Origin of the sequence: Streptomyces rectiviolaceus (assembly GCF_039533825.1) — a bacterium.
GTDB classification, from domain to species: domain Bacteria; phylum Actinomycetota; class Actinomycetes; order Streptomycetales; family Streptomycetaceae; genus Streptomyces; species Streptomyces rectiviolaceus.
This window is the reverse complement of record NZ_BAAAUG010000090.1, coordinates 1-20,230: the sequence shown is the minus strand read 5'-3', so window position 1 is coordinate 20,230 and position 20,230 is coordinate 1. Positions and strand designations below refer to the sequence as shown.

Genomic DNA, 20,230 nt, shown 5'->3' with positions numbered 1-20,230 from the left:
CCGCCCCTTCCCGAAGATTCCGGCTCCGCCGAGTTCGTCCTCAAGCGCCGGACGGGCTAGAAGAGCACATGCGACACCGCATAGATCGCAAGCCCCGCCAACGCCCCCACCACCGTGCCGTTGATCCGGATGAACTGCAGGTCGCGGCCGATGTGGGCCTCGATCTTCTTCGACGTGTGTTCGGCGTCCCAGCCCGCGACCGTGTCGGTGATCAGGGAGGTGATCTCGTCCCGGTACGTCGTCACCACGTACACCGCGGCGCCCTCGACCCAGCCGTCGACCTTCTGCTGCAGCCGGTCGTCCGTCGACATCCGCGCGCCCAGCGAGAGCAGCGCGGCCCGCACCCTCAGGCGGAGCTCGCTGCGCTCGTCCTCGGCGGCGGCCACGATCATCTGGCGGACCGCCGACCAGGCGGATGCGATCAGGTCCTGCACCTCGCCGCGGCCGAGGACCTCCCGCTTGAGGCGCTCCACGCGCTCGCGGGTGTCGGAGTCGGACTGCAGGTCGGCGGCGAAGTCGGCGAGGAAGCGGTCGACGGCGCCGCGCGCGGGGTGCTCGGGCATGTCCCGCATCTCGGCGAGGAAGCGGAGCAGCTCCTTGTAGACCCGCTCGCCGACCCTCTTGTCGACGAACCGCGGGGTCCAGCCGGGGGCGCCGCCCTGCACCGCGTCCATGACCGACTCGTCGTGCTCCACCAGCCAGTCGTGTGCGCGTACGCAGACCAGGTCCACGACTCGTTTGTGGCCGCCGTCCGCCACGACCTTCTCCAGCATCTTTCCGATGCCCGGCGCGATCTCCTGGGCGTCCGCGCGGCGCGTGATGGCCTCGCCGACGACCGCCTGGACGTCGGAGTCGCGCAGCACCGTCAGGGCGCCGCGCAGCGCCGTGGCCAGCTCGGCCGTCACCCGGTCGGCGTGTTCGGGGTCCGCCAGCCAGGTGCCGAGGCGGCTTCCGATGCCCACGGCGCGCAGACGGCCTCGTACGACATCAGAGGAGAGAAAATTCTCGCCCACGAAGTCGCCGAGGGAGGCGCCCAGTTGATCCTTCTTGTTCGGGATGATCGCCGTGTGCGGGATGGGCAGGCCCAGCGGGTGGCGGAAGAGCGCCGTCACCGCGAACCAGTCGGCGAGCGCGCCGACCATGCCGGCCTCGGCCGCCGCCGCGACATAGCCCGCCCAGGCGCCGGCGCCGGAGCTCTGTGCCCATTTGGCGAGTACGTAGACGAGTGCGACGAAGACGAGGAGGCCCGTCGCGGTGATCTTCATCCGGCGGACGCCGCGCTGCTTCTCCTCGTCGGCGGGGCTGTACGTGAAGCCGCCGCCCGCGCCGAAGCCGCCCTTGCCCGAGCCGGACGGGACACCGCTTGAAGGAGCGGGCTCACGGGCATGCTGCCCGGCAGCACCCTCTTCAGCCGCATCCCCCGGAACTGATCGATTCGTACGTTCCACTCACTCCACCTGGCCCGTTCGCGTGATTCGCGGCGTCCTCATCCGTATTGTCCCCGTCTCTCTGCGTCCCTTCCTGACCGACTCCTGGAACGGACCACAAGTTCCCGGCGTCTCAATGGTCGGAGGGGGGCAGTGTCGGCCGCCTCACGGCCCATGACGCATCATGGGGTGATCACATCGGAGCCTCGGGCTCCCCCTGCTCGAGGAGACACAGCCCGCATGACCAAGCGTCACGGTTATGCCCTGCTTGCCGCGGTCCTCGCGGTGATAGTGGTGATTTCCGCCGCCATATACCTCGGTGTCGCGCACACCGACGACGGATCTCAGGACACCATCAGCGCGGGCGGGCGCACGCCGCGCAACTCCGCGGCGCCCGCGTCCGCCGGCACCTGGGTGGGCACCTGGGCCGCATCCCCCGCGGCCGCTGAACCAAACACGCACCGCAACGGCTTCGCGGGCCGCTCCATCCGCAACGTCGTGCACACCAGCGTGGGCGGCGACAGCGCTCGCATCACCCTGTCGAACCTGTACGGGCAGCAGCCGCTGAGCATCACCCACGCCTCCATCGCGGTCGCCGTGGGGGCGAACAACCCGGCCGTCGCACCCGGCACCCTGCGCCGCCTGAACTTCAACGGCAACACGTCCGTGGTGATCCCCGCGGGCCAGCAGGTGATGAGCGACGCGGTCCGGCTGCGCGTGCCGCACGACGGTGACCTCCTGGTCACGACGTTCTCGCCGACCCCTTCGGGCCCGGTCACCGTCCACCCGCACGCCCGCCAGGTCAGCTACGTCGCCGAGGGCGACCGTACGGAGGACCCGAACGGCGCTGCGTACACCCAGCAGAGCACCTCCTGGCGCTACCTGTCGGCGGTGGACGTCCTGAGCAACGAGTCGGACGGCACCGTCGTCGTCTTCGGTGACTCGCTCACCGACGGCATCTCCTCCACCATGGGCGCCAACGCCCGCTGGACCGACACCCTCTCCGACCGCCTCCGCGAGGAGTCGGGCGGCCCGCGCTACGGCGTCGTGAACGAGGGGATCAGCGGCAACCGCGTCCTCTCGGACGGGAACGGGACACCCGCGGACAACCCGAGCGGGCTCTCGCGCTTCGACCGTGACGTGCTCGACCGGACGGGCGTCAAGGCCGTCGTCGTCGCACTCGGCGTCAACGACATCCTGCGCAACCCGCACCAGAACAACCCCGACCGCATCGTGGAAGGGCTGCGGGAGCTGACGCGGCAGGCGCACGCGCGCGGGCTGCGGGTCGTCGGGGCGACGCTGATGCCGTTCGGCGGGCACCGGGGCTACCAGCCGGGGCTCGAGAACGTGCGTCAGGCGGTGAACGAGCAGATCCGTGACGGCAAGGTGTTCGACGAGTTCGTCGACTTCGACCGCGCGCTGCGGGATCCGTACGACCCCCGCAAGCTGCGCGGCCAGTTCGACTCGGGCGATCACCTGCACCCGAGCGACGCGGGCTACCGGAAGATGGCGGAGACCTTCAACCTGGCGCAGCTGCGGGGTTCCGCGGCCGCCGAGCTGTAGTCGGCCGCCAGCTGTAGTCGGCCGCCGAGCCGCGGTCACCCGCGGCTCGGTCCCGCTCCCCGCCGCTCAGTCCCCGCTCAGTCCCGCTCCTCGCGCTTGCGCGGGTGCAACTGGTGCCGTTCCTCGCGCCGCTCCAGCTTCTCGCGGCGGCGCTCCTCCTTGATCCGCAGGCGCTCCGCCCGCGGCAGCTTGCGGTCCACGCCGACCCCGCCCATCAGGGCGAAGCCCTTGACCACCACGCGCGGGGAGCCGGGGGTGCCCTCCCCGGTAGCCCTGTCGTCGAAGCCGCCCATGATGCCGAAGCCCTTGACCTGGACGTTCAGCTCGGGCGGCACGGTGACCTGCAGGCCGCCCATGATCGTGAAGCAGCGGATCTCGACGTCACGGTCCGCGAACCGCGCCTCGCGCAGGTCGATCTCGCCGCCGCCCCACATCGCGAACGCGGTGAACCGCGAGCCCACGGTCCAGCCGCCCTTGCGGTTGAAGCCGCTCCAGAACGCGAAGGCACCCGTGGAGGTGGCCTCGCCGCCGATGCGGGAGTGCCAGTCGATCCCGCCCTCACCGGCGGGGCTGGACTTCACCATGGAGATCCGGGCGCCCGCCTCCGGCAGGTCCCGGGTGATCGGCTCGAGCTCGCCGTACGTACGCGCCTTGTACGTCGCTTCCAGGCGCTCCTCGAACTCCTCCATGTCGAGGCGGCCCTCGGCCACGGCGTCACGGAGTCGTTCGGCGACGCGTTCACGGTCGGCGTCGGCGGCCCGGAGATCCGGGAGATGAGGCTGCTCGTCGGTCATACGAAGCAGCCTACGAGGTCGCCTTCTCCGCGTACATCTTGGCGATGACGGCCTCGATGTCGGGTTCCCTGACCGAGAGGTCGACCATCGGGTACTCGGCGGCGATACGGGCGACAAGCGGAGCTGCCGACTCCGCCGCGGGGAAGGCGAGCCACTGCCGCGGGCCCTCCACCTTCACCACCCGCGCCGACTCCACCTCGATGGGCGGAAGTTCGCGCTCCAGGTCCACGACCAGGGTCCGCTCGCTCTCGCCCACCTCGTGCAGCCCCGCAAGCGGACCGTCGTACATCAGGCGGCCGTGGTCGATCACCATCACCCGCTTGCAGAGCATCTCGATGTCGGTCAGGTCGTGCGTGGTGAGCAGGACCGTCGTACCCGCTTCCGTGTTCAAGTCCCGCAGGAATTCCCTGACTTTGGCCTTGCTGATCACGTCGAGGCCGATCGTCGGCTCGTCCAGGTACAGCACCTCCGGATCGTGCAGGAGCGCCGCCGCGATGTCGCCACGCATCCGCTGGCCGAGCGAGAGCTGGCGCACGGGCACGTCCAACAGGGCGCTCAGCTCAAGGAGTTCGACACATCGGTCGAGGTTCTCCTTGAAGCGGGCGTCCGGGATCCGGTACATCCGGTGCATCAGGCGGTACGAGTCGATCAGCGGCAGGTCCCACCACAGGGTGGTGCGCTGGCCGAAGACCACGCCGATGCGCCGCGCGAGGCGGGTGCGCTCGCGGGAGGGGTCGATGCCCGCCACGCGCAGCCGGCCACCGCTCGGCGTCAGGATGCCCGTCAGCATCTTGATCGTCGTCGACTTGCCCGCGCCGTTCGGCCCGATGTAGCCGACCATCTCGCCGCGCGGCACGGTGAAGGTGATGCCGTCGACGGCCCGCACCTCGTGCTTCTCGCGCCGTAGGAAGCCGGTCTTCTTGCGTACGTCGAAGACCTTCTCGACGCCGTCGAGCTCGATGAAGTCCGATTCTGATGTCACGTGCGTTCAGCTCCCCGTACTGCGATAAGAACGAAGTCCCGCCCGCCAGGCGAGTCCGGCGAGGGCGCAGCACCCGACGGCCACCAGCGGCGGTGTGAGGGCCAGCCAGCGCGGCAGGTCCAGCGGATAGGGCAGCCCCAGCACGTACAGCGCGGGCAGCCAGTTCACGAAGGCGAGCGGCAGGACGAACGTGACGCCCCGCACCAGGTCCTTGGCGAAGATGGTCGGCGGGTACTGGAGCATCGTGGTGCCGCCGTACGTGAAGGCGTTCTGCACCTCGGAGGCGTCCTGCGCCACGAACTGGAAGGCCGCGCCCGCCACGAACACCGCAGCGAAGATCGTCCCGCCGCTGAGCAGCATCAGCGGGATCATCAGGATCTTGAGCGGGGTCCATGAGATGTCGAGCACGACGAGTGCGTAGCCGAGGACCAGCAGGCCCTGCGTGATCCGGCCCAGGCGCCGCAGCGCGAACCGGTCGGCGGCGACCTGCGCGAGCACCGGAGCGGGCCGTACGAGCAGGGTGTCCAGGGTGCCGTCCCGCACCCGTCGCCCCAGCCGGTCCATCGACCCCATGGCCAGGTCGGCGAGCCCGAAGGCCGCGCCCGCCGAGCCGTACAGGAAGGCCACCTCGGGCAGCGAGTAGCCGCCCAGGGCGTCCACCTGGGAGAACATCAGCAGGATCGCGACGAAGTCGAGCGCGGTCGCCGCGAAGTTGCCGAACGCGGTCATCGCGAAGGACGCGCGGTAGGCCATCGTGGAGCGGATCCACATGGCCGCGATCATGCGGTAGGTCCGCACGCCGTCGAGCGCCCGCGACACCCGCGTGTCCGGCGCCCCGTCAAGGAGACTCTCAGCCACCCTGAACCACCACCCGTCGCGTAGCCACCGTCTGCAGCATCCGCCCCGCGCACAGCAGCCCGACGGCCCACGCGGCCTGGAAGCCGTACGTGGTGAGCAGGTCGAACCCCGTGCGCTTGCCGAGGAACACGTCCGCGGGCACCTGGATCAACGCCGACCACGGCATCGCCCGCGCGAACTCGCCGAGCGCACCCGGGAAGACGTTCAGCGGAAGCAGCATCCCGGAGAAGAAGATCCCCGCGAGCCACGCCATCTGTGCCACGCCCGCGCCGTCCATCAGCCAGAACGCGGAGAGCGCCACCAGGAAACGCAGCGCGAAACTCACCACCACGCCCAGCACGATCGCGACGGCCGTCGCGAGCCACGTCAACGGATCGGCGGGCACCGCCAGATCGAAGATCAACGCCCCGATCAGCATCGGCACGACCCCACGCCCCAGAAGATGGAAGAGCGCACGGCCCAGGTCGCCCGCGAGCCACCACGCCTGCAGGTCGGCGGGCCGGTACAGGTCGATCGCGATGTCACCCGTCCGGATGCGCTCGATCAGCTCGTCCTCGAAACCGCCGCCCATCACCGCCACCACCATCAGCAGCGCCTGCCCCAGCCACACGAACGTCAGCGCCTGCGACTGGTCGTAGCCGCCGAGCCCCGGACGCTCGTCCCACAGCGCGATGTACGTGTACGCGAGGATCAGCCCGAAGACGGTGTTGGTGAACACCCCCGCCAGGGTCGCCGTCCGATAGGTCGCGTACCGCCGGAAGCCTCCGTGGGCGACGGCCGCGTACAAGCGGAACCGTCCTGTACGCACACGCATCCCCTTTAACGAGAGCCTTGACGAAAGCCTTGCCCGGTCCGGACCAAAGAGACGGAGCCTAGTGCGGTCGTCATCGCTCGTGCCAGGCATTTTCGGCGCTCGGCGCGTGCCTGGCGGGGAACGCATGAATCGACAGTGTGCAATGGGTCGTACGAGGCGTACGTGACGTACGAGGCGAACCGGGAGTTCCACGAGACATGAGCAGCGACGAGCCGCAGCAGCAGGGCGCCAAAGGACCCGAGGGCTGGGCGCCCCGCGAACCCGTGGACACCCCCGATGAGACCCCTGAGGAGTCGTCAGCGGCACCCGCAGGCAAGGAGGGTAAGGAGGGCAAGAAGAAACGCCCCAAGCGCAAGGGCTGGCGGCGGATCTTCCCCACCTGGCGCATGGTGCTCGGCGGTTTCATCCTGCTGATCCTGCTCTGCGTCGGCGGCTTCGTCGCGGGCTACATGATCGTCGACATCCCCCCGGCCAACGCGGCGGCCACCGCGCAGAGCAACGTCTACCTCTACGCCGACGGCAGCCAACTGGCCCGCGACGGCGAGGTCAACCGCGAGAACGTACCGCTGAGCCAGATCCCCAAGGAGGTCCAGCACGCCGCGCTCGCCGCCGAGGACCGGGACTTCTACAGCGAGTCCGCGGTCGACCCGAAGGCGATGATCCGCGCCGCCTGGAACACCGTCACCGGCAAGGGCAAACAGTCCGGTTCGACGATCACCCAGCAGTTCGTGAAGAACTACTACCTGGGCCAGGAGCAGACGATCACCCGCAAGGCCAAGGAGTTCTTCATCTCCATCAAGCTGGACCGCGAGGTGAGCAAGAACGACATCCTCGCCGGGTATCTGAACACCAGCTACTTCGGGCGCAACGCGTACGGCGTGCAGGCCGCGGCCCAGGCGTACTTCGGCAAAGACGTCAAGGACCTGAACACCGCGCAGGGCGCCTATCTGGCGACCCTCCTCAACTCCCCCAACGCGTACGACGTGGCGACGCACCCGGAGAACAAGCAGCGTGCCGTGGGCCGTTGGAACTACGTCCTTGACGGCATGGTCAAGGAGGAGTGGCTCAGCGCCGCCGACCGGGCGAAGATCAAGTTCCCGGCGCCGAAGGAGGCCAAGGGCGCGTCCGGCCTCTCCGGGCAGCGCGGGTATCTCGTGCAGGCCGTCGAGGACTACCTGACGGCCAACGACATCGTCGACGAGGACACCCTGGCCAAGGGCGGCTACCGCATCACCACCACCCTCCAGAAGGGCCGCCAGGACGCCTTCAAGGAGGCGGTCGACGACCAGGTGATGTCCAAGGTCGACAAGGACGCCCGCAAGGTCGACCGCAATGTGCGCGCCGGCGGCGCCTCGATCGACCCGGCCACCGGCAAGGTCGTCGCGATGTACGGCGGCATCGACTACACCAAGCAGTACGTCAACAACGCCACGCGCCGCGACTACCAAGTGGGCTCCACCTTCAAGCCGTTCGTCTTCACATCGGCCGTGGAGAACGGCTCGGTCACCCAGGACGGCCGCACCATCACCCCGAACACGATCTACGACGGCACCAACAAGCGCCCCGTCCAGGGCTGGGACGGCGGTCTGTACGCCCCCGAGAACGAGGACGACGTCAACTACGGCAACCTCACCGTCCGCGCCGCCACCGACAAGTCCGTCAACTCGGTCTACGCGCAGATGGCCGTCGACGTCGGCTCGGACAAGGTCAAGGACACGGCGGTCGCCCTCGGCGTCCCGGAGTCCACCCCCGACCTGACCGCGTCCCCGTCCATCGCGCTCGGCCCCTCCACGGCCTCGGTCCTGGACATGACGGAGGCGTACGCGACGCTCGCCAACCACGGCAAGCACCCCACGTACACGATGGTCGAGAAGGTCACCAAGGACGGCCAGGAGGTCGAACTGCCGGAGCAGAACACCGCGCAGGCCGTCAGCCGCGAGGCCGCCGACACCACCACGTCCATCCTGCAGAGCGTCGTCGACGGCGGCACCGGCACGGCCGCGCAGGCCGCGGGCCGCCCGGCGGCGGGCAAGACAGGCACCGCGGAGGAGGACAAGGCGGCCTGGTTCGCGGGCTACACCCCCGAACTCGCCACCGTGGTCTCCGTGATGGGCCAGAACCCGGACACTGGCGCGCACACCCCGCTGTACGGGGCGCTCGGCCAGCCCCGCATCAACGGCGGCGCCTACCCGGCCCAGATCTGGGCGCAGTTCACCAGGGACGCCCTGGAGGGCGAGCCGGTGCGGGACTTCGACCTGGAGCTGGAGGAGGGCGCCGACGTACCGGTGATCCCCGACCCCTCGGACGTCGAGGAGGACCCGGCGACCGGCGGGGCGGCCACCGGCGGCGACGACACGCAGGGCCAGGACCAGGGCCAGACCCAAGGGCAGGACCAGGGCCAGACGCAGGGCCAGGACCAAGGGCAGACCCAAGGCCAGGACCAGGGCCAGACAGAGGGCCAGGACCAAGGGCAGACGCAGGGCCAGACGGACGGCGGTGCCACCGTCGACGGCGGAGCGAGCGACGGAGGCACCACCGCCGACCCGGGCACCGCACAGGGCGGCCAGACCGACGGCTCCACCGCCGACGGCGGGACGGGCGACGACGGCGCCCTGGGCGGCCTGACGGAGGGCTCGGCGGCCAGAAGGCGGGGCGACGCCGACCCGGCGTACAACCCCTACTACTAGTGCCCCGAGGTCGCCTTCAGACCCACGACGGCGACCAGCAGCAGCACGACGAAGAAGATCCGGGCGGCGGTGGCGGGCTCACCGAGAACCATCATCCCGACCACCGCCGCACCGGCCGCACCGATGCCGACCCACACGCCGTACGCCGTACCGATGGGCAGCGTCTTGGCGGCATGGGAGAGCAGCATCATGCTCGCGACGATCCCGAGACCCGTGAACACGCTCGGCCACAGCCGGGTGAACCCCTCGGTGAACTTCATCCCGATCGACCAGCCCACTTCGAGCAGACCGGCGACGATCAACAGAACCCAGGCCATGACGGCACCTCCGACAACGTAGGAACGCGAGATCGCGTTACTTGATGGGGGTGCGTCGTCTTTTCAGAAACCCGGTACGGCGCGTCTCGTCGGGGTCCTTAAAAGGTAGCAAACGACGTGCGTAAGGGGCTGGTGGCGATGGTCACCAGCCCCTTACGCACGTCGTTGTCCGCCGACTACAGAACTACAGACCTACAGGACTACAGATAAAGCCCCGTCGAATCCTCGGAGCCCTCGAACCGGTCGGCGGCCACGGCATGCAGGTCGCGCTCGCGCATCAGCACGTACGCCACGCCCCGCACCTCCACCTCGGCCCGGTCCTCCGGGTCGTACAGGACCCGGTCACCCGGCTCCACCGCCCGCACGTTCTGCCCCACCGCGACGACCTCGGCCCAGGCCAGACGCCTGCCGACGGCGGCGGTCGCGGGGATCAGGATGCCGCCGCCCGACTTGCGCTCGCCCTCGGCGGTGTCCTGCCGCACGAGCACGCGGTCGTGCAGCATGCGGATGGGCAGCTTGTCGTCGTGGGTGCTGTGTCCCTGGCTCTTGGCGCTCACGCCCCGAACCTACCTGCCGACGGCACGTCCGTACGATGCCGGGTCAGTCCTTGCGGCGCCGCGAACCCAACGCGAGCAGCCCCACCAGGCCCACGGCCACCAGCGCCACCGGCACGATGCGCTCAAGACGCGGCGCCCCGTCCTCGGACACCAGCTGGGCCCGCACGTCCGACACGACGCGGTTGGCACCTACGTACGCCCGCCCGAGGGAGTTGTCCACCTTGGCGACGACCTTGGCCTTCGCGTCACCGACGATCGTCTTCGGGTGGACCCGCACCCCGATCTCGTCGAGCGTCTCGGCGAGCGTCTCGCGACGGCGCTTGATGTCCGCCTCGATCTGCGCCGGGGTCCTGATATCCGACGTGTCCGACACCGCGCTGCCTCCGTGGTCGTGTCCGGCTGTCTGTTTCCTTCTGTACGTATCGCCGACAGTCTGTCAGCTCCAGGCGCACCGCACCCCACGGCACCCCTATTACGCTCGACTCCGTCACCACACGTTTTACGAGCATCCTGTGCGAGGAGACCGAAGATGAGCGAGCGACTCACCCCCGGCGACACGGCCCCGGCCTTCACCCTGCCGGACGCGGACGGCAACAAGGTCTCCCTGGCCGACCACAAGGGCCGCAAGGTCATCGTCTACTTCTACCCGGCCGCCCTCACCCCCGGCTGCACCAAGCAGGCCTGCGACTTCACGGACAACCTCGACGTGCTCGCGACCGCGGGCTACGACGTCATCGGCGTGTCCCCGGACAAGCCGGAGAAGCTGGCGAAATTCCGCGAGCAGGAGAACCTCAAGGTCACGCTGGTCGGCGACCCGTCCAAGGAGACCCTGGAGGCGTACGGCGCCTTCGGCGAGAAGAAGCTGTACGGCAAGACCGTGACCGGCGTCATCCGCTCGACGATCGTTGTCGACGAGTCGGGCAAGGTCGAGCACGCCTTCTACAACGTCAAGGCGACCGGCCACGTAGCCAAGATCATCAAGGATCTGGGCATCTGACCTGCCCCTTCCCCTTCCGCTGCGACTGAGACTGTGACGAAGGCCCCCTTCATGGGGGCCTTCGTTTGCGTCAGCCATGTTCGAGCAAGTGATCCCAGGAGGATTGTTCGCAGAACGGAAGGACTACCCATGGCGGCCCACGACCAGGCAGAGGCCGATCCCGAGGCCGTGAAGCGCCACCGCACCCTCTTCCGGGCCGCCAAACGGCGCGCGAATCCACCGCTGCGCCGCACGGACATCACGGTCACGGACGATGCGGCGGTCAAGCGGGCGGTGAAGGCGGCCTCGCTCGGCAATGCCATGGAGTGGTTCGACTTCGGCATCTACAGCTACCTGGCCGTCACCATCGGCCACGTCTTCTTTCCTTCTGGGAACGACACGGTCCAGCTGATCTCCTCCTTCGCCACCTTCGCGGTGTCCTTCCTCGTACGACCCATCGGCGGCATGGTGTTCGGCCCGATGGGCGACAAGATCGGCCGCAAGAAGGTCCTCGCACTGACGATGATCATGATGGCGATCGGCACCCTCGCCATCGGCCTGATCCCGTCCTACGCCACGATCGGCTTCTGGGCCCCGGTGCTGCTGATCTTCTTCCGGCTCGTCCAGGGCTTCTCGACGGGCGGTGAGTACGGCGGCGCGTCGACCTTCATCGCCGAGTACGCCCCCGACAAGCGCCGCGGCTACTTCGGCAGCTTCCTGGAGCTCGGCACCCTCGCCGGCTACACGAGCGCGGCGGGCCTCGTCCTCGCTCTCAACACCGCCCTCGGCCCGGACGCCATGGAGTCGTGGGGCTGGCGCCTCCCGTTCCTCGTCGCGGGACCGCTCGGCCTCGTGGGCCTCTACCTGCGGCTGAGGCTCGACGAGACGCCCGCGTTCCAGAAGATGGAGGACGCGACCTACCACTCGGCGTCCGAGGGCGCCTCCACCGTGGAGACCACCGCCAAGGGCGACCTGGCGAAGATCTTCCGCGAGCACTGGCCGATGCTGGTCCTCTGCATCGCCCTGGTGGGCGCCTACAACGTCACCGACTACATGCTCCTCTCCTACATGCCGACGTACCTCTCGGACGAGCTCGGCTACGACGACTCGCACGGCCTGCTGATCCTCATCGGCACGATGGTGGTCCTGATGCTGATCATCAATCAGGTGGGCAAGCTCTCCGACCGGTTCGGCCGCAAGCCGCTCCTGATGACGGGCATGGTCAGCTTCTTCGTCATCTCCATCCCGGCGTTCCTCCTGATCAAGCAGGGCAGCCTGATCGCGGTCTCCGGCGGCATGCTCCTCCTGGGCCTCTCCCTGGTCTGCCTCCTCGGCACGATGTCGGCAACGCTCCCCGCCCTGTTCCCCACATCGGTCCGCTACGGCTCCCTCTCGGTCGGCTACAACCTCTCCGCATCCCTCTTCGGCGGCACGGCCCCCCTGGTCATCACGTCCCTGATCAGCGTCACGGGAACGGACATGGTCCCCGCCTACTACTCGATGGCCGCGGCACTGGTCGGCATAGCGGCAGTGGCCTGCATGAAGGAAACAGCCCAGAAGCCCTTGTCGGGCTCGCCCCCGTCGGTGGAGACGAAGGAGGAGGCGGCGGAAATGGTGGAGGCCGCCGCGCCGACTCCGAGGTTCTGACTCCGGGTCCGCCCCGTGTGCAGGGCCCATTACGATGGGCCACGCACGCGGCCGTGGTGGAACTGGCAGTCACGCTGGGTTTAGGTCCCAGTGGGGTAACTCCCGTGAGGGTTCGAGTCCCTCCGGCCGCACGGATCTGACGAAGGGCGCCCGTCTCGACGACGGGCGCCCTTCGTATGCGCTGTGCAGATGTGCTGTGCCAAGCGATGTGTTCGCGGTGCCGGGCCCTCTCGGGTCTAGCCGAGCAGATCCCGCACGAAGGGCACCAACGCCCGAAACGCCTTCCCCCGATGGCTGATCGCGTTCTTCTCCTCGGCCGAAAGCTCCGCGCACGTCCGCGTCTCGCCCTCCGGCTGGAGGATCGGGTCGTAGCCGAAGCCGCCCGAGCCCGAGGGGGCGTGGCGCAGTACTCCCCTCAACTGGCCCTCCACCACCCGTTCCGTGCCGTCCGGCAGGGCGAGTGCCGCGGCGCAGGCGAAGTGGGCCCCGCGGTGGGTGTCCGCGTCGATGTCGCCGAGTTGGGCCAGCAGGAGGTTCAGGTTCGCGGTGTCGTCGCCGTGGCGGCCTGCCCAGCGGGCGGAGAAGATGCCGGGGGCGCCGCCGAGGACGTCCACGCAGAGGCCTGAGTCGTCGGCGACGGCGGGCAGGCCGGTGGCCTTGGCCAGGGCGTGGGCCTTGAGGAGGGCGTTCTCGGCGAAGGTGACGCCGGTCTCCCTGACGTCGGGGATCTCGGGGTAGGCGTCCGCGCCGACGAGGTCATGGGTGAGGCCTGCGTCGGCGAGGATCGCCTTGAGTTCCGTGATCTTGCCGTTGTTGCGGGTGGCGAGGATGAGGCGGGTCATGCCCACCAGTATCCGGGCCCGTGGGTGTTACGGCGTACAGACCTTCGTCAGTTCGCCCGCCGCGTCCACGACCGGGCTGAGGTCGGGTGTGGAGTCGCCGCCGTCGATGGAGTCGCGGACATTGTTGACGGCCTTCTCGAGGTCGTCGACCGCCTTGTTCACATCGGTGTTGTCGGTCTTGTCGCCGATCTCGTCGATGTTCTTGTCGATCTTGTCGAGCGCCTCGTCCGCCTGCGTGGGGTCGTCGCCCGCCTTCTCGACGGCCTGCTGGAGGTCGGTGACGCTCTCCGCGATGGCGTCCGCGGTCTGGACGCAGTCGAGGGCCTTCTCGACTGCGCTGCAGCCGACAAGTCCGACGCCCGCCGGTACGGCGATGAGTACGGACGTGATGGCGATGGCGATACGGCGGTGACGCGCGGCCATGCGTGGATCCCTCCCCGGGTGCTGACACAGGCGCACGGCATTGCCCGTGCGCCTGTATCGGTAAGAACGCGTGTGGGGGGTCCGATGGTTGCTTTCCCGGCCGCCCAGTTGTTCGCCTGCTCGGCTGCCCGCCTACTTCGTCGCTTCGAGCGCCTCGCGCTGGAACGCGGCCAGGTCCTCGCAGCCGCCGACCGCGAGGTCGAGCAGGGCGTTGAGTTCCTTGCGGTCGAACGGCTCGGCCTCGGCGGTGCCCTGTACCTCGACGAAGCGGCCGTCGCCGGTGCAGACGACGTTCATGTCGGTGTCGGCCTTGACGTCTTCCTCGTAGCGCAGGTCGAGGAGCGGCACGCCGCCGACGATGCCGACGGAGACGGCGGAGACGGTGTCGGTGAGGGGCTTGCGGCCGGCCTTGATGAGCTTCTTGCCCTGGGCCCAGGCGACGGCATCGGCAAGGGCGACGTACGCGCCCGTGATCGCCGCCGTGCGCGTGCCGCCGTCGGCCTGGAGGACGTCGCAGTCCAGGACGATGGTGTTCTCGCCGAGCGCCTTGTAGTCGATGACGGCGCGCAGGGAGCGGCCGATGAGCCGGGAGATCTCGTGCGTGCGGCCACCGATCTTGCCGCGTACGGATTCGCGGTCGCCGCGGGTGTTGGTGGAGCGCGGCAGCATCGAGTACTCGGCGGTGACCCAGCCTTCGCCGCTGCCCTTGCGCCAGCGCGGGACGCCCTCGGTGACGGAGGCGGTGCAGAAGACTTTGGTGTCGCCGAAGGCGATGAGAACGGATCCCTCGGCGTGCTTGCTCCAGCCGCGTTCGATGGTGATCGGGCGGAGCTGTTCGGGGGTGCGGCCGTCGATTCGAGACATGGTGCCGACCCTATCCGGTTCGCGTGTGGGCCCCGTTCCGGTTGTCGGAGCGGGGCCCACACGCATGTCCTGCCGGGGGTCCGGGGGTTACTCCCCGGAGGATGCGGCGCGACTCACATCATGTCTTCGATGTCCGCGGCGATCGGGTCCGCGTCGGTGCCGATGACGACCTGGATCGCGGTGCCCATCTTGACGACTCCGTGGGCGCCTGCGGCCTTCAGCGCGGCGTCGTCGACCTTGCTCGGGTCGTGGACCTCGGTGCGGAGGCGGGTGATGCAGCCCTCGACCTCTTCGATGTTCTCGATGCCGCCGAGCCCGGCAACGATCTTCTCAGCCTTGCTGGCCATGGTGTTCTCCCTGTTCCTAAAGGACGCGGCCTCACCACACCGTGGGCCCGCTTTGTCACGGTAACGCACGGTTGGAGCATCTTCGCGGGCGGTCACCGCACTCGTACCCAATGATGACGATCAAGGTGCCATCCCTGTCGGGGCAGCACCGCACCCGTTCCGCAACTGGTCTACACCAGTTTTCGACGACCGCCAAACCTGGCCTGTTCCGGAGGGGACGCCCATGAGTTCCAACGCAGCGGCGGTGCCGCAGAAGAGGTGGTGGAGCGGCCTGTTCCAAGGCCTCCAGAAGATGGGGCGCAGCCTCCAGCTCCCCATCGCCGTCCTCCCGGCCGCGGGCATCCTCAACCGCCTCGGCCAGCCGGACGTCTTCGGCGCCGACGGCCTCGGCTGGGACAACGTCGCCAAGGTCTTCGCGGCGGCGGGCGGTTCACTCCTGGACTCCACCCTCGGTCTGCCCCTGCTGTTCTGCATCGGTGTCGCGATCGGCATGGCCAAGAAGTCGGACGGCTCCACGGCGCTCGCGGCGGTCGCGGGTTTTCTCGTCTACTACGCGGTCCTGCGGGCCTTCCCCGACGGCTGCCCCACCGACACCACGTTCGGCGGCGCGGGGATGTGGGGCGGCGTCTGTGTGGCGGAGGACGGAACGGTCGCGCAGGCCCCGTACCAGAATCCAGGGGTCTTCGGCGGCATCGTGATGGGCCTGCTCTCCGCGTGGTTCTGGCAGCGCTACCACCGCGTGAAGCTGGTCGACTGGCTCGGCTTCTTCAACGGCCGTCGCCTGGTGCCGATCATCATGGCCTTCGTCGGTCTGGTCTTCGCGGGTCTGTGCGTGTGGATCTGGCCGCCCGTCGGTGACGCGCTGACCAGCTTCTCCAAGTGGCTTGTGGACCTTGGGTGGTTGGGCTCCGGAATCTTCGGCGTGGCCAACCGTGCGCTGCTCACGATCGGCCTGCACCAGTTCCTGAACACGTTCGTCTGGTTCCAGTTCGGCGACTTCACCAAGCCGGACGGCACGATCGTCCACGGTGACATCAACCGTTTCCTCGCGGGCGACCCGACGGCAGGTCAGTTCACGTCGGGCTTCTTCCCGATCATGATGTTCGCGCTCCCCGCGGCGGCCCTCGCGATCACCCACGCGGCCCGCCCGGAGCGCCGCAAGGTGGTCGGCGGGCTGATGCTGTCGGTCGGCCTCACGTCGTTCGTCACCGGCATCACCGAACCGATCGAGTACTCGTTCCTCTTCATCGCCCCGGCGCTGTACGCGATCCACGCGGTCCTCACGGGTGTCTCGATGGCGGTGACGTGGGGCCTGGGGGTGAAGGACGGCTTCAGCTTCTCGGCGGGTCTGATCGACTACGTCATCAACTGGAGTCTCGCGACCAAACCCTGGCTGATCATCCCGATCGGCCTGGTCTTCGCCGTGGTGTACTACGCCCTGTTCAGCTTCGTGATCCGCAAGTTCGACCTGGCGACTCCCGGGCGAGAGCCCGAGGAGGAAGCGGAAGCACTGGATGCGGAGCAGACCAAGGCCTAACCCTTGGCAGTGGCCTGATCGGCCCCCGCGCGCGGCCGCATACGGAAGGCCCTCGGACCTCAGGTCCGGGGGTCTTTTGCCGTTCATTTCACGTTATGGCCGACCCCACAAAACTCGTGGGTTCCTTACGTCACCTTCACCGTGCTACAACAGGTCTACACCACTAATTGGTGTAGACCACGCGGCCGTCCAGCCGCGACCCCCGGAGACGCCGCCGTCCCCCACTTCCATGTCCCCAGGCGGCGCCTTGCCCACTGGAGGAAGTTGTGTCCACGGCCAGTGCCGCCCCCGCGGCCGACAAGAAGAAGGGCGCAGGCGCGATGGCTGTCATGCAGCGCATCGGCCGCAGCCTCATGCTGCCGGTCGCCGTGCTGCCGGCAGGCGCCCTGCTCATCCGCCTCGGCCAGCCCGACATGCTGGGCCGCGAGTCCTTCCCCGCGTTCATCACCAAGATCGCCTCCTTCATGGCGGCCGGTGGCAGCGCGATCATCGACAACATGGCGCTGCTGTTCGCCGTCGGCATCGCGATCGGCTTCGCCAAGAAGTCGGACGGCTCGACCGCTCTCGCGGCCGTCACCGGCTACCTCGTCTTCCAGAAGGTGCTCGGTACCTTCACGGACAAGAACCTGCCGAAGGTCGCCACCGCCGTCGACGGCAAGGTCGTCATGGTGGACGCGCCCGTGGACGCCAAGGTCCTCGGCGGTGTGGTCATGGGCATAGTCGTGGCCCTGCTCTACCAGAAGTTCTACCGGACGAAGCTGCCCGACTGGGCGGGCTTCTTCGGTGGCCGCCGCCTGGTCCCGATCCTCTCCGCCTTCGCGGGTCTGTTCATCGGCATCATCTTCGGCTACGTCTGGCCGGTCCTCGGCACGGGTCTGCACAACTTCGGTGAGTGGCTTGTCGGTTCGGGCGCCGTCGGCGCGGGCATCTTCGGTGTCGTCAACCGTGCGCTGATCCCGGTCGGCATGCACCACCTGCTGAACTCCTTCCCGTGGTTCCAGGCCGGTTCGTACGAGGGCAAGAGCGGCGACATCGCCCGCTTCCTCCAGGGCGACCCGTCCGCCGGACAGTTCATGACCGGCTTCTTCCCGATCATGATGTTCGCCCTCCCCGCGGCCTGCCTGGCGATCGTGCACTGCGCACGCCCCGAGCGCCGCAAGGTCGTCGGCGGCATGATGTTCTCCCTCGCGCTCACCGCGTTCGTCACCGGTGTGACCGAGCCGATCGAGTTCACGTTCATGTTCATCGCCCCGGTGCTGTACGCGATCCACGCGGTGCTTACCGGTGTCTCCATGGCGCTCACCTGGGCGCTCGGCATGAAGGACGGCTTCGGCTTCTCGGCCGGTGCGGTCGACTTCTTCCTCAACCTGGGCATCGCGACCAAGCCCTGGATGCTCGTCCTTGTCGGCCTCTGCTTCGCGGCGGCCTACTACGCGATCTTCCGCTTCGCGATCACCAAGTGGAACATCCCGACGCCGGGCCGCGAATCCGACGAGGAGCTCGCCGAGCTCCAGAAGGCCGAGTCGAAGTAGGTCTCAGCCTCACCTCAGGACGTAAGCCCCTCGCCGTTGCGACCAACGGCGAGGGGCTTTGTCATGTTCTGCGGCTTACGGTCGGAGACATGACCACCCCCCGGACCCCCCGCATCCTCGACCTCGACCGCGACCAGCTCTCCGCCCTGCGCGGCCGCGCCCTGACCGAGTCGGTCGCCGCCGCCGAGGGGCGCACCATGGTCGGCGAGGTGTTCGCCGACCGGGCCGCGCTCGTCCCGGTGCCCGGCATGCCCGGTGTGCACAACGCCGAGCTCGTCGCGGCCTTCGGCGCCGACATCGTCGTACTGAACCTGATCGAGCGGGCCTGGGACGGCGAGCGGCTCGACCTGCCCGGCCTCGGGACGTTCACGTCCATCGCCGAGCTCGCCGCCTTCATCGGCCGACCCGTCGGCATCAATCTGGAGCCCGGCGACGTCCCCGAGATCCGCCGCGCCAAGCCCGAGTACGCCAGACGGCTGATCGACATGGGCGCGGCGATGCTCTGTCTGACGGCGAATCCGGGGACGGGCGGTTCGTACGAGGGTCTGGCGCGGGTCACGGAGGAGCTGCGGCAGGGCCTCGGTGACGACGTCGCGCTCTGGAGCGGCAAGATGCACCACGCCGGTCACCCGGAGCGGGTCACCGCCGCCCGGCTCACCTCACTCGTGGACGCGGGCGCGGACGGCGTCGTGATGCCGCTGCCCGGGACGCTGCCCGGTGTCACCAAGGAGCTGGCGGCCGAGGCCGTGGCCGCGGTGCAGGACGCGGGGGCGGTCGTGATGGGGGCGATCGGCACCAGCCAGGAGGGCTCGCACGCGAACGTCGTGCCGCAGCTGGCCCTGAACGCGAAGGAAGTGGGCGTCGACGCCCACCACTTCGGCGACTCCTACCTGCCGGGCATGTGCGATCCGGAGGTCATGTACGCCTACTCGGTCGCGATCCGCGGCCGCCGCCACACCTGGAACAGGATGGCGCTCGGCGGCCGCGGGACCAGGCGCTAGATCGCCAGGTCGCTAGATCTCGTAGCTCAGGCTGGGCATCGCGAGTTCGGCCGGGCCGTCGTACACCGCACGCGCGTCCGCCAGGTTCGCCTGCGGGTCCGTCCACGGCGGGATGTGGGTGAGCAGGAGCCGCGCGGCGCTCGCGCGCTGTGCCGACTCACCTGCCTCACGGCCGTTGAGGTGCAGGTCCGGGATGTTCTCCTTGCCGTCCGTGAAGGCCGCTTCGCAGAGGAACAGGTCGGTCTCGGCGGCCAGTTCGTCGAGCGCGCCGCACACGCCGGTGTCTCCCGAGTACGTGAGGGACCTGCCCTCGTGCTCGACGCGGATGGCGTACGCCTCGACCGGGTGGCGCATCTTCTCCGTGCGGACCGAGAACGGGCCGATGTCGAACGAGGCCGGCTTGACGGTGTGGAAGTCGAAGACCTCGCTCATCGAGGAGGCCGACGGGGTGTCGCCGTACGCGGCGGTCAGGCGCTGTTCCGTGCCCTCGGGTCCGTAGACCGGGATGGGGGCGCAGCGGCCGCCGTCGTGCCGGTAATAGCGCGCCACGAAATAGGCGCACATGTCGATGCAGTGGTCGGCGTGCAGATGGCTGAGGAAGATCGCGTCGATGTCGTACAGACCGATATGGCGCTGCAGCTCGCCCAGGGCACCATTGCCCATGTCGAGAAGCAGCCGGAAGCCGTCGGCCTCGACGAGGTAGCTCGAGCAGGCCGAGTCCGCGGACGGAAACGACCCCGAGCAGCCGACGACGGTGAGCTTCATGGAGCGGAAACCTCCGGGGGCGAAACGGGGGTTGTGCGGGGGCCTTGCTGGGGGCTCGCGAAGGGCCTGCGAGAGGCTCTTCGAGGAGTGCTGCGATCCGTCGAGCGTAAGGCGCAAAAGGCCCGGTCGCTCCTCTGTCGTGGGCCGTTGTGGGAGAACTCACCTGCGCTGTCACCGGTTCGGGGGGCGCGCGGGGCGGGGTGCGCGCCGGTACCGTCTGCGGTATGGATACGTCATGGTGGCTGGCGCTGGCCGCCGTGGTGGTGCTCGCGGCGGTCGCCGCGGTGGTGGACGGCC

General features: G+C 68.8%; 20 protein-coding genes, 1 tRNA gene and 1 riboswitch. Of the genes, 8 read left to right on the top strand and 13 right to left on the bottom strand.

The window, feature by feature from the left end:
• Positions 1-56: 56 nt before the first annotated feature.
• Positions 57-1,448 carry a DUF445 domain-containing protein gene (locus tag ABD378_RS25085; protein WP_386544947.1) on the bottom strand — a complete coding sequence of 464 codons (1,392 nt, stop codon included), beginning with the start codon at positions 1,446-1,448 and terminating at the stop codon, positions 57-59.
• A 219-nt stretch (positions 1,449-1,667) separates the two neighbouring features.
• Between ABD378_RS25085 and ABD378_RS25080 the strand changes: the two genes are divergently transcribed.
• On the top strand, positions 1,668-2,990 hold the full coding sequence (locus tag ABD378_RS25080) for an SGNH/GDSL hydrolase family protein (RefSeq protein ID WP_344523983.1): 1,323 nt from the start codon (positions 1,668-1,670) through the stop codon (positions 2,988-2,990).
• Between the two features lie 77 nt (positions 2,991-3,067).
• On the opposite strand, the gene ABD378_RS25075 is transcribed toward ABD378_RS25080, so the two are convergent.
• The 4 genes from ABD378_RS25075 to ABD378_RS25060 are packed head-to-tail and all read right to left on the bottom strand — an operon-like array spanning position 3,068 to position 6,438.
• On the bottom strand, positions 3,068-3,784 hold the full coding sequence (locus ABD378_RS25075) for a DUF1707 SHOCT-like domain-containing protein (protein ID WP_344523981.1): 717 nt from the start codon (positions 3,782-3,784) through the stop codon (positions 3,068-3,070).
• Between the two features lie 10 nt (positions 3,785-3,794).
• On the bottom strand, positions 3,795-4,766 hold the full coding sequence (locus ABD378_RS25070) for an ABC transporter ATP-binding protein (RefSeq protein WP_344523979.1): 972 nt from the start codon (positions 4,764-4,766) through the stop codon (positions 3,795-3,797).
• A gap of 6 nt (positions 4,767-4,772) precedes the next feature.
• Positions 4,773-5,624, bottom strand: a complete 852-nt coding sequence (locus tag ABD378_RS25065; RefSeq protein ID WP_344523977.1) for an ABC transporter permease — start codon at positions 5,622-5,624, stop codon at positions 4,773-4,775.
• The gene (locus ABD378_RS25060; RefSeq protein ID WP_344523975.1) at positions 5,617-6,438 is read right to left on the bottom strand and encodes an ABC transporter permease; all 822 of its coding nucleotides are present in this window, start codon (positions 6,436-6,438) and stop codon (positions 5,617-5,619) included. The genes ABD378_RS25065 and ABD378_RS25060 overlap by 8 nt, the downstream gene beginning before the upstream one ends.
• 197 nt (positions 6,439-6,635) lie before the next feature.
• On the opposite strand from ABD378_RS25060, the gene ABD378_RS25055 reads away from it, so the two are divergent.
• Positions 6,636-9,125 carry a transglycosylase domain-containing protein gene (locus ABD378_RS25055; RefSeq protein WP_344523973.1) on the top strand — a complete coding sequence of 830 codons (2,490 nt, stop codon included), beginning with the start codon at positions 6,636-6,638 and terminating at the stop codon, positions 9,123-9,125.
• On the opposite strand, the gene ABD378_RS25050 is transcribed toward ABD378_RS25055, so the two are convergent.
• The 3 genes from ABD378_RS25050 to ABD378_RS25040 form a co-directional block, all read right to left on the bottom strand.
• Positions 9,122-9,442: a DMT family transporter gene (locus ABD378_RS25050; RefSeq protein ID WP_160505255.1), complete on the bottom strand. Its 321-nt coding sequence runs from the start codon at positions 9,440-9,442 to the stop codon at positions 9,122-9,124. The two genes, ABD378_RS25055 and ABD378_RS25050, sit on opposite strands and share 4 nt — an antisense overlap.
• 49 nt (positions 9,443-9,491) lie before the next feature.
• Positions 9,492-9,553: riboswitch (guanidine-III (ykkC-III) riboswitch) on the bottom strand.
• 89 nt (positions 9,554-9,642) lie between these two features.
• Positions 9,643-9,945, bottom strand: a complete 303-nt coding sequence (locus ABD378_RS25045) for a GroES family chaperonin (protein ID WP_190080540.1) — start codon at positions 9,943-9,945, stop codon at positions 9,643-9,645.
• A 97-nt stretch (positions 9,946-10,042) separates the two neighbouring features.
• Positions 10,043-10,372 (bottom strand): DUF3618 domain-containing protein, encoded by a 330-nt coding sequence (locus tag ABD378_RS25040; RefSeq protein WP_344523969.1) that lies wholly within the window; start codon positions 10,370-10,372, stop codon positions 10,043-10,045.
• Between the two features lie 156 nt (positions 10,373-10,528).
• On the opposite strand from ABD378_RS25040, the gene bcp reads away from it, so the two are divergent.
• The 3 genes from bcp to ABD378_RS25025 all read left to right on the top strand — a co-directional run bounded on the left by bcp (position 10,529) and on the right by ABD378_RS25025 (position 12,753).
• Entirely contained in the window at positions 10,529-10,996 is a 468-nt protein-coding gene (bcp, locus tag ABD378_RS25035; protein WP_344523967.1) for a thioredoxin-dependent thiol peroxidase, read from the top strand.
• Positions 10,997-11,125: 129 nt separating this feature from the next.
• Entirely contained in the window at positions 11,126-12,622 is a 1,497-nt protein-coding gene (proP, locus tag ABD378_RS25030) for a glycine betaine/L-proline transporter ProP (RefSeq protein ID WP_344523965.1), read from the top strand.
• A 47-nt stretch (positions 12,623-12,669) separates the two neighbouring features.
• A tRNA-Leu gene (locus ABD378_RS25025) sits at positions 12,670-12,753 on the top strand.
• 105 nt (positions 12,754-12,858) lie between these two features.
• On the opposite strand, the gene rdgB is transcribed toward ABD378_RS25025, so the two are convergent.
• The 4 genes from rdgB to ABD378_RS25005 form a co-directional block, all read right to left on the bottom strand.
• A complete protein-coding gene (gene rdgB / locus ABD378_RS25020; RefSeq protein ID WP_344523963.1) occupies positions 12,859-13,464 on the bottom strand; it encodes an RdgB/HAM1 family non-canonical purine NTP pyrophosphatase in 606 nt (201 codons plus the stop codon).
• Between the two features lie 27 nt (positions 13,465-13,491).
• Positions 13,492-13,887: a hypothetical protein gene (locus ABD378_RS25015; protein WP_344523961.1), complete on the bottom strand. Its 396-nt coding sequence runs from the start codon at positions 13,885-13,887 to the stop codon at positions 13,492-13,494.
• 132 nt (positions 13,888-14,019) lie between these two features.
• A complete protein-coding gene (gene rph, locus ABD378_RS25010; RefSeq protein WP_344523960.1) occupies positions 14,020-14,751 on the bottom strand; it encodes a ribonuclease PH in 732 nt (243 codons plus the stop codon).
• Between the two features lie 113 nt (positions 14,752-14,864).
• Complete coding sequence (locus tag ABD378_RS25005; protein ID WP_344523958.1) at positions 14,865-15,098, bottom strand: PTS sugar transporter subunit IIB; 234 nt, start codon at positions 15,096-15,098, stop codon at positions 14,865-14,867.
• Between the two features lie 223 nt (positions 15,099-15,321).
• Here ABD378_RS25005 and ABD378_RS25000 point away from each other — a divergent pair, with 223 nt between their 5' ends.
• The 3 genes from ABD378_RS25000 to ABD378_RS24990 all read left to right on the top strand — a co-directional run bounded on the left by ABD378_RS25000 (position 15,322) and on the right by ABD378_RS24990 (position 19,168).
• Positions 15,322-16,635 (top strand): PTS transporter subunit EIIC, encoded by a 1,314-nt coding sequence (locus tag ABD378_RS25000; RefSeq protein WP_344523956.1) that lies wholly within the window; start codon positions 15,322-15,324, stop codon positions 16,633-16,635.
• Between the two features lie 266 nt (positions 16,636-16,901).
• Positions 16,902-18,167: a PTS transporter subunit EIIC gene (locus ABD378_RS24995; RefSeq protein WP_344523954.1), complete on the top strand. Its 1,266-nt coding sequence runs from the start codon at positions 16,902-16,904 to the stop codon at positions 18,165-18,167.
• Between the two features lie 89 nt (positions 18,168-18,256).
• Complete coding sequence (locus ABD378_RS24990) at positions 18,257-19,168, top strand: DUF7916 family protein (protein WP_344523952.1); 912 nt, start codon at positions 18,257-18,259, stop codon at positions 19,166-19,168.
• 12 nt (positions 19,169-19,180) lie between these two features.
• On the opposite strand, the gene ABD378_RS24985 is transcribed toward ABD378_RS24990, so the two are convergent.
• Positions 19,181-19,933: an MBL fold metallo-hydrolase gene (locus tag ABD378_RS24985; protein WP_344523950.1), complete on the bottom strand. Its 753-nt coding sequence runs from the start codon at positions 19,931-19,933 to the stop codon at positions 19,181-19,183.
• Positions 19,934-20,230: the final 297 nt, after the last annotated feature.